We start from the raw sequence: 9,836 nt of genomic DNA, 5'->3' as shown, positions 1-9,836 counted from the left end.
GGACTGGAGACTGGTCAACATTTAGTAAGGTGACGCGCATCTAAATTTGATAATTTCGCGCCTGAAATCGGTTCCTGCTTTAGATTGCCCTGTAAAACTAGATGACGAACAGCTTAGTTAGTAATTATTCTCCCTCATCTCTCTCATCCCCAGTCCCTAATCCCTAGTCCCCAATCCCTAGTCCCCACTCCCAAATATCTTTGTCATCCTGGTTGCGGTTATAGCTAAGGTAAAAGGTAAAAGAGAGAATGTTTTACTTTTAGCTTCCTAGCCTCTGTGAATAACTTGACGACAAACAAACTATCTACACCCCAGTTGTTTAAAGGCATTGCGCTATTTACGCCTGGAGGAGATTTGATTTACTGCATCGACCCTAGCAAGCAAGGTCGATGGCATTTGCATTTGTGTTCGGCTTTGCAAGAAATCCTAGATTTACCAGAGCCACCGCACTTTTTAGTGCCTTGTTATACTGCAACTATTGACCACTGGTTAGATCCGCGCACTCAACAAGTGCGTACTTTTGCTGAAGCTTATCCGGCTGTAATTAGACATCAAGCTTTGCTTAATGCCATTTTTGCCACAGGGGAGTTAGTATGGCAAGCAGCTCCTTGGCAAGAGGGGTTGTGCGATCGCATGGTATTAACAACTTATCGTTCCTCATTCCCGCAGCTTTGGGAGGATCACGATTTAATTGTTCGTCTAGACCTTTCTGAACCTGTGCCAAAATACCACCAACCAGTAATAGTACAAAAAAAGGAAGCCATCACACAAGGCTATGTTCTGCGATTGTTTGTTGCCGGACATAGCAGTACCACCGAACGCATTCTGCAAAATTTACACGAATTGTTGGAGCGATCGCTTGGACATCCTTATACTCTGAAAGTGATTGATGTTTTAACTCATCCAGAACAAGCAGAACTCAATCAGGTTTCTGCAACTCCTACCCTTGTCAAAGTTTGGCCGCACCCAATTCGGCGAATCGTTGGAGAGTTGGATCATGTAGAAAAGATTTTACAGATGTTAACTGTTAAGGAAAAATTTTAAGTTTTATAACGAATTGAGGGTTAAAAGTGAAACGCAGAGGTTTGATAGGTGGCAATTGTTTTCGCTAGAAATCAAAGAACGTCTGTACTAAGCTCATGGATAATGAACTGCTTTGCAATCAGACTAGTTTTTTTGCCCAGTGCGCGAATGGGTAGGTGTTGGTGAAGAGGTGACTACAAAAATGGTTGAATTGCCTTGTATGCGAGGACTTGACGGCTGTAGAATCTTTAAACCATCCGCGCACCTTATGTGGGCTGGCTTTCAGCTATTTTCGTGTAGCACAATTGCCACTCCTGATGTTATGATTTTCCTATTCGCGCTATTGAACCTTGAAAACCAAATAACACAGGGCTTTCAGACGCCAGATTGCAATCAACTAAAATCCCTATTAGGGATTGAAACTGTTAACTGGAATTTTATTAAAAGCTCAAGGCTTTCTATTGCAATCAACTAAAATCCCTATTAGGGATTGAAACATTAAAACAATTTATAGCAATAGTATCACAGAAAAATTGCAATCAACTAAAATCCCTATTAGGGATTGAAACGAATTAAAGGAACTTAGTAACTATACTCCCGCTTCAAATTGCAATCAACTAAAATCCCTATTAGGGATTGAAACCAGGGACTGAATATACTGAATGCTCTACCTAGAAAATTGCAATCAACTAAAATCCCTATTAGGGATTGAAACTCTGCAATGCCAAGGAATCTACGAAAAGTTGGGAGATTGCAATCAACTAAAATCCCTATTAGGGATTGAAACAAATATCCTCAGGGTAGAGTATTATATCTATTTCATTGCAATCAACTAAAATCCCTATTAGGGATTGAAACAACCTTTAGAACTATCCAAAAAGCAAAAACTTTGGTATTGCAATCAACTAAAATCCTTATTAGGGATTGAAACGTGTTTGGGATGTAGCTGCTTTACTTGCACTTGTGAATTGCAATTAACCAAAATTTTTATCAGAGGTAGCTAAAATTACCCAGAGTGAGTTCTTTGGAGAGCTAGAGGCATAAACTGAACTCCTGCGATCGCATCACAATTGCTCATCGCTACAGCAATATACAGATAATTATGAACTGACTTAGCAAATTGATCAACTCAAGCGATCGCTTGCAGTAAAGTCACATATTTGATGGTAACTTTATGGCGATTTTGTTAAATTATAAAATCGGTCAGAACGCATCTGAGTACCATTTCGCCAAACTTCCACTTTTTCAGGGCTGACTAAATAATAAAAACTACCATTATCTGCTCGATATCTGCCTTTGCCAATATTTAAAGCTGCGATTTTTATAGGCTTGGTAGGGTCTTGTTTCAACTGCCCAATATAAAATAACTGACCATTTTCTTCACAAACTTTTACACGAATACTTGCAGTCTCACCCTCAATGATGGTAACTCCATTGCATTTAGTATCAGTGCTAACAGGTGCAAAACCTATTGGAATTGGCTGTGAAGGTGAAACTTGCTTTGCTACTGGGGGTGTTGAGACTGGGTGGTTCAGGTTATCCACTTGCTGAACTTTAGAAGCAGAAGCAACACTTGCAGTTAAGGATGTTAACAGACCAAGGGGGTCAACTGCTATTCGACCATTTGGATGAACTTCAAAGTGCAGATGAGGCGCTGTACTATTGCCTGTAGATCCCATCTCAGCAATAATTTGACCTTGAATGACCTGTTGACCCTTGCTCACCAACAAACGGCGATTGTGACCATAAACAGTGATACTGCCGTCAAGATGTTTAATAGTTATAGCATTGCCTAATCCCCAATTATCCCAACCTGCTTTGATGACTGTACCAGATGCAGCAGCAACAATAGGAGTTCCAGATACCCCTGCAATATCAATTCCTTCATGTTGATATTTGCGGAAGCCTTGAGAAATAAACCCTTGAGTCGGCCAGATTAAGTTAGAAGCAGGGATAGGAGTTTGTCTAATTGGGGAATCGTCTGCTAACTGTGTTAGGGCAGATGTAGTTGTACTTAATACGGCGGTTAAGGATATTAACCCAATTAGTCCATAAGTGCGGTATCGATAAACGGTAACTTTTTTCATAAATTGAAAGTTTATTCAAACAATAATTCAGATATAAGACTATGATTTGATTTCTGAAAAAACTCGCCCTCAACTCGAAAAGCGTGATTCCCTACTCCCCACTCCCCACCTACATAGATAATTTCAAAAATCAAATATGATTCCTATAGTTTCTGATTATTTGCTGTTTCAAGCTGACTCGGTAAATATCAGGAAATTTAGGAGATATAACATTTCTAAGACCCTCGCCAAACACCTTGGCGCTATACAAGTGTAATCTTTTCGCCGTATGCCAGCCACCGACGCATCGAACGGTGGCATACGTTTATTGTGATTCTTCTCTTCTGGCTCAGGACTTAGTGTAATTATCGATTACTTTGGCTAAGTCTGGCACCGCTTCTTCTACGTGCTTTTTGGCTGAACCGCGAAGTTTTTCATAGGTTCCTCGCACGATTTGGCGCTTGGCGTTCTTGACTCTCGCATCGGTGACACCGAGTAGCGCGTCTGCCGTCTGAGAGCGATTTGCATTCAGGTATTCAATTGGATCACCTTTGTGTACGCCTTCACTCCAGATGGGATCAAGTGCTGTGAAGCACTGCGGTAAAATCTGCTCAACCACGTAGGGGATATACCCTGGCTTAACCCCTTTCAGGGCGGCAAAGGCAGTTTTCAAAGCGATGCCACTCATGCCTGACTTGGATGCAAGCTGTCTTTCTATCATATTGCAACAGTCATCTATGACCATAGCCTTTTTGGTCGGGTTCAAAAGTCCGTCGCTAAGTCCCATTTCACTTTTCCTTATCTAAGTACTTAATTTCTATTCGACTAATTTTTTTAGCAAGCAGGAAATTACAGAAAATGGTATCAGAGTTAGAGGATGTTATGGACATAAGGAATATAGCCCTTTTATACGAGTACATAGAAGTCCATTGGTGTCAACTTAAGCTATAAGCTAGCACTGGCAAGCATTCTTTGGTTGATCTCATCCCCTAGTACCGCAAAGCGGAAGTCACGCATTCACGCATTAAAATGTCAAAAAGCTTTAATTTTGGGCTTTCTGGCTGTAATGAAATGGTAGGTTTATTTCCGCTGCGTTGTACTAGTGGTCTGTCAAGCTAGTAATGAAAAGTTTGTAGTAAGCACAAAGCGTGCTTAATAGATTTGGACTTAAAGTCCTTACTACGAACTTACTTACCCATCAATTTCAACTTGACAGACTACTAGTGCGTTTTTTCAAAGTCTTAGCACCCCAACTCACCGATAAATTGGGGGGCTAAGAAGTCTCTTAAAGTCCCTTTTTAAGGAAAGAGACTTAAGGGCAATCAGGTTATCCCATCTTGCTGAGACCTGAGCTGTGTCTCTGGCTGACTTGAGGCAGCAGGCAAAACTCTATGTTCAGATCCCGAAGCTCCATTTGGAGAATCTGGAGGTTTTGAGCCACCCGATCGCTTCCCAGGTAATATAGCCTGGGCCAAACTCTTAACTAAGATATACAGAATTGGCACTAAGAACAAACTTAAGAACGTTGAAAGCATCAGCCCCCCAAAGAGCGCTGTTCCTAAAGACCAACGGCTGCTAGCTCCAGCCCCTTGAGAGATCACCAAGGGCAAAAATCCTAATAACGCTGCAAAGGAAGTCATTAAGATCGGTCGCAGACGTTCTTGCCCGGCTTTCACCGCCGCCCGCGTGTAGCTCATGCCCTGCTCATGCAGCTGATTGGCAAATTCCACGACTAAAATCGCGTTTTTCGCAGCTAGACCAATCAAAGTCACCAGACCTACCTGGCAATAGATATCATCCACCACTTTGGGGAAGAGGCTACCTGCCATGAAAATATTCGAGCGTAGCCAAAGGGCTGTCATCGCTCCCAAGACTGCTAGAGGAACCGTCAGCAAAATAATGATCGGGTCAATGTAGCTTTCATACTGAGCCGATAGCACCAGAAAGACAATCACGATCGCTAAGGCAAAAATCAAGCCCGTAGCTCCCCCAGATGTCTTCTCCTGAAGATAAGTCCCTGTCCACTCGTAACCAAATCCTTGAGGCAAGACTTCTGCTGCTACAGCCTCCATCGCTTTAATTGCCTCTCCAGAACTAGAACCGGGAGCAGGAGCGCCCTGTACCTTGATTGATCTGTACAAGTTATAATGCGAAATGGTTTTCGGCCCCACAAAGGGAGTAACTTTCACCAGGCTGCTCAATGGAATCATCGCCCCATTTGCAGAGCGAACATACAGCTTGCCAATATCATCTGGATTAGAGCGGAAAACCCCATCTGCTTGGACATATACTCGATACTGTCGCTGTCCCTGCACAAAGTCATTTACATATTGCGACCCCAAGTAACTTTGCAACGTTCCAAAGATGTCGTTTAGCTCAACGTTGAGAGCTTTGGCTTGGTTGCGGTTTACCTGAATGTCAAATTGGGGAGTGTCTGCGGTGAACTGAGTGAAGACTCGTTGTAAAACAGGTTTTTTATTTGCCGCCGCAATGAATTTGTTAGCAGTATCAACCAGGGTTTCAATCGGCGCACTTCCGGTTTTGTCTTGAATGATAAACTCAAAACCACCCGTAGTACTTAATCCTCTAACCGGAGGAGCATTCACAGCGATCGCTCTAGCATCTGTAATTGCAGAGAGCTTTTTGTTCATTCTCTGAAGTATTCCATAGACAGACTCAGATTCGCTAGGTCTCTCTTTCCAGGGTTTCAGGTTAGCAAAGGCAATGCCTAAATTAGAAGCATTGCCATCGAAACCAAAGCCACTGATCATAAAACTAGCTCTAACTTCGGGAAGCGATGTTACTTCCTTGACAACCTTGTTCATCACAGATTCGGTGTACTGCAAAGAAACCCCGTCAGGCCCCTGTACAATGACAAAGAAGTAGCCCTGATCTTCCTCCGGAATAAATCCAGTAGGCACTGCTCTGTACATCAAAACCGTTGCTACTAAACCAGTAATAAAAACCCCAATTACAATCGGCTTGACATGGGTAAGGTAGCTAACAAACCCGACATATCGGCGCGTGAACCAGGAAAATCCTCGATTAAATTGCGTAAAGAACCACCCTAAAGGGCCCTGTGGAGTCTGAGCCGGGCGCATGAGGATAGCTGCCATACTCGGAGAGAAAGTTAAGGCATTGAAGGTCGAGATGCCAATGGAGCAAGCAACGGTTAACGCAAATTGTTTGTAGACAATCCCAGTAGTGCCCGGAATGAATGCAACTGGAATAAATACCGCCATGAGTACAAGTGAAGTGGCAATGATTGCCCCGGTCAACTCCTTCATGGCTTCGACAGCGGCCTCAAAGGGCTTCATGCCCTCCTCTAGTTTGACTGCAACTGCCTCCACTACAATAATGGCATCATCGACGACGATACCGATCGCCAGGACGAAACCAAATAAGGTCAGTGTATTAATCTGAAATCCTAAAACCAACAGAGCCGCACATGTCCCAATCAGGGAAACGGGGATCGCAACAGTGGGAATGATCGTGGTACGCCAGTCTTGCAAAAAGACAAAAATTACCAAGACCACCAAGATAATAGCTTCAACCAGAGTGTGCAGAACTTCTTCTAAAGAAATTTCTACAAATGGAGTGGTATCAAATGCTAACTGTGCTTTTAGTCCAGGTGGAAAATTCTTCTCTAATATTTTTATCTGCTCTTCAACAGCATGAGCAACGTTCAGGGCATTACTACCCGGAAGTTGATATATACCCAAACCCACGGCTGCCTTGGGAGCATTTCCTGGGATGGTGAATTTGGCATCAGCGAGATAGTTCTCTGCTCCTAGTTCAACTCGACCGATATCTCTGACCTTAATTAGGGTGCTATTAGTGGCGCTATTAGTGGTGCTATTAGTGGTGCTATTAGTAGTGCTATTAGTGCCACCTTGACTCACCTTCAGCACCATGTCCTCAAATTCAGCCGCATCTTTAAATCGACTGGTTGCCCGTAAAGCAAATTCAAAGCTTTGATTATCTGGTGCTGGTTCCTTACCAATTGCCCCTGCACCCACCTGAATATTTTGTTCTTGCAGGGCGGCTGTAACATCTTGAGGAGTCAATTGATGTTGGGCAAGCTTGTTGGGATCAAGCCAGAGACGCATGGCATATTTGCGCTCCCCAAAAACTCTGGCACTTCCTACACCAGGAAGCCGTTTGATCTGATCGAAAATATACAGATCGACATAGTTACTGATAAAAATGTTGTCATACTCATTATTTTCTGAGTAAAACCCATAAACGAGAAGCAGACTGCTCGATGCCGTTTCAACGGTAACACCTGTTCGTTGAATTGTATCTGGCAGTTGAGGATTGGCAAGTGCTTGTTTATTTTGAACGTTTACTTGAGCAATATCGCTATTGACATTAGTTGGAAAGGAGACAGTTATATTGCTAGAACCATCATTCCCCGTATTAGAAGATATATAAGATACATCTTTAACACCATTAATTTGTCGCTCAATAATGTTGGTAACACTATTCTCTGTTGTTTGAGCATCCGCACCAGTATTGTTAGAGCTAACGGTGATTTGCACCGGGGCGAGGTCTGGTAGCTGAGAAATCGGCAGGATCGGAATACAGATGCTTCCCAGCAGCAAAATAATGAACGTGCAGACCGTCGTCAGGACTGGACGTCTGATGAAGGTATTGACAAACATAAATTACGGAAAAGTTCAAGACTCGTTAGTAAGGTAGTAGCTTTTTATTAATATAAGGATTATTAAGGCTTAGTGTAGGCGATCGCACAAAATTCGGGATTGGGGAACACGTGGCGCTCTCTGGGGATAAAGGGTAATGAGGATTAAAGACTTTTAAAGCAGTTTTCATTTAATTGAACCACATATGTTGTAGGGGCACAGCATCAATACTTCTCGGTTAAGCCCAAAATCAGGAAAATTAACTGTTGTCCCCTAACAGGCGATCGCAAAATCGGTGCAACGAAGAAGAATTCTCGTTTATATCTCCGGTCTAGAAGCAGATGAAGTATTCAGGGCTACAAAAACAGCTATACCCTCGGATGCAATCGAACAGGGAATTGGTAAAACAAACAGTCAACAAGAGCGTCAAAGAAAGCTTCCATCCCAATACTTCTCGGATAAGGGTTGAGTCGTCCTAGATTCAGATCCCCCCGCCTACAGCGACCCCCGATAAATTGGGGGTAAATGGGAAAACAGCCCCCCAATTTATGGAGAATCACCAGGGTAGCCGCAGATCAGACTTCTCTTTTCCTGCGGGGAAGGGAGCTAAAGCGCAGCTTTGGGTCTTTGGGCTTTGGGGAAAAAATGTAAGATGTTTTTTTACCCCTAAATATGATGTTTACGCGTTTCGATGCTAAGTTCACGCGGATAGATGAGATAGTTCCTAATATATATAAGCTTTCTATCTCAAATAATAAAAAGTTTGTTTTCAGTCAATTCCTCATCCTTGATGAGCGCCCTATGCTTATTCATACGGGTCGCTCAAATTGGTTCGAGCAAACTTATCAGCTTGTTTCGTGTGTCTGCGATGCTTCAAAACTTCATTACATTGGTTTGTGTCACCTTGAGGCTGATGAGTGCGGAGCGCTTAATCAGTGGCTTGAAGCAGCTCCGCAAGCGAAAACAATTGTGAGTCCTCTGAATCAATCGAACATGGATGACTTTGCAGTGCGACCAACAACGGTTCTTAAGAATGACAAAGCTCTTTCTCTTGGCAAAAGAGATATCATACTCATTGAAACTCCTCATTTCCCTCATGGGTGGGAGGGTTGTGTATTTTATCAGCCGCAAGAGGAGATCCTTTTTTGTTCCGATCTAGCAGCTCATCCGGGTCAGTTCGAGGAGCCTGTTACCGAGAAGGATCTTACAGAATCCATCATTAAGTTTCAGCAAAAAGTCGGGTTTATGTCTGAAGGGAAAAGCTTCACTCGAGGAATTGAGGCAATAGAGAAGCTACCCATTAAGTACCTTGCAACAATGCATGGTTCTATTATTCACGGGGAGTCCATCTCGAAGCTTCTTTCAAAAATGAAGCAAACCTTTGGTTCTTAAGTTGATTGTAGCCCTAAAGAAAAGTCAGCCATCTTTTGAATGTTGTCAAACGCTGCGCTCTGTCCCAATACTTCTCGGATAAGGGTTGAGTCGTCCTAGATTCAGATCCCCCCGCCTACAGCGACCCCCGATAAATTGGGGGTAAATGGGAAAACAGCCCCCCAATTTATTGGGGAGTTGGGGGGATCTGCTAAAACTAATAACGCTAAACCGAGAAGTATTGGGCACAGCATTGCTCATACGTGTCAACTTAGAGCCAAGGCGACTGGAAGTCGCGGAGTTTACGGGCACACAAACGAAGTCAGCGCAGGCGGACTAAGGGGAAATCAAGGTTTTGAAACCCGCGTAGGCGGGTTTTGTTTGTGTAGACGCGGTTTATAACCGCCCTTTTAACGTTAAGTTGACACCAATAAGCATTGCTGTCCCCCTACCGCGTGGTCTATTTACCTGAAAATTGCTGTAAGAAGCAAAAAAGAGGGAGGCAGAGGCAAAAGAGCAGGGGAGTGGAGTTCAAATACTCATTAATGGAGTTCAAAGGCTCATTAATGGAGTTCAAAGGCTCATTAATGGAGTTCAAAGGCTCATTAATGGAGTTCAAAGGCTCATTAATGGAGTTCAAAGGCTCATTAATGGAGTTCAAAGGCTCATTAATGGAGTTCAAAGGCTCATTAATGGAGTTCAAAGGCTCATTAATGGAGTTCAAAGGCTCATT

Annotated in this window: 6 protein-coding genes and 1 CRISPR repeat array; of the genes, 3 read left to right on the top strand and 3 right to left on the bottom strand. The window is 43.1% G+C overall.

All coding sequences use genetic code 11. The features are described from left to right. Positions 1-276 precede the first annotated feature (276 nt). Positions 277-1,044, top strand: coding sequence for a circadian clock KaiB family protein (locus ACFFAP_RS30930; protein WP_375514797.1), 768 nt, complete (start codon positions 277-279; stop codon positions 1,042-1,044). A gap of 365 nt (positions 1,045-1,409) precedes the next feature. Further along, positions 1,410-2,027: a CRISPR direct-repeat array (repeat unit 37 nt; unit sequence ATTGCAATCAACTAAAATCCCTATTAGGGATTGAAAC). Positions 2,028-2,195: 168 nt separating this feature from the next. Here the strand turns inward: ACFFAP_RS30930 and ACFFAP_RS30925 are convergent. From ACFFAP_RS30925 to ACFFAP_RS30915, 3 genes are all read right to left on the bottom strand, one after another. Further along, on the bottom strand, positions 2,196-3,110 hold the full coding sequence (locus tag ACFFAP_RS30925) for a M23 family metallopeptidase (protein ID WP_375514796.1): 915 nt from the start codon (positions 3,108-3,110) through the stop codon (positions 2,196-2,198). A gap of 328 nt (positions 3,111-3,438) precedes the next feature. Then, positions 3,439-3,876, bottom strand: a complete 438-nt coding sequence (locus ACFFAP_RS30920) for a DUF6918 family protein (protein ID WP_375514795.1) — start codon at positions 3,874-3,876, stop codon at positions 3,439-3,441. A gap of 535 nt (positions 3,877-4,411) precedes the next feature. Beyond that, positions 4,412-7,753 carry an efflux RND transporter permease subunit gene (locus ACFFAP_RS30915; RefSeq protein WP_375514794.1) on the bottom strand — a complete coding sequence of 1,114 codons (3,342 nt, stop codon included), beginning with the start codon at positions 7,751-7,753 and terminating at the stop codon, positions 4,412-4,414. Between the two features lie 651 nt (positions 7,754-8,404). Between ACFFAP_RS30915 and ACFFAP_RS30910 the strand changes: the two genes are divergently transcribed. Together ACFFAP_RS30910 and ACFFAP_RS30905 are read left to right on the top strand one after the other, a co-directional pair. Continuing rightward, on the top strand, positions 8,405-9,124 hold the full coding sequence (locus ACFFAP_RS30910; RefSeq protein WP_375514793.1) for a hypothetical protein: 720 nt from the start codon (positions 8,405-8,407) through the stop codon (positions 9,122-9,124). Positions 9,125-9,648: 524 nt separating this feature from the next. Continuing rightward, the coding region (locus ACFFAP_RS30905; RefSeq protein WP_375514792.1) for a hypothetical protein at positions 9,649-9,836 on the top strand (188 nt) is incomplete at its 3' end.

It is taken from the genome of uncultured Nostoc sp., from assembly GCF_964245575.1.
In the GTDB taxonomy this organism is placed as follows: domain Bacteria; phylum Cyanobacteriota; class Cyanobacteriia; order Cyanobacteriales; family Nostocaceae; genus Nostoc.
Note: the sequence above shows the minus strand (reverse complement) of the source record. Positions and strands in the feature narration are given on the sequence as shown.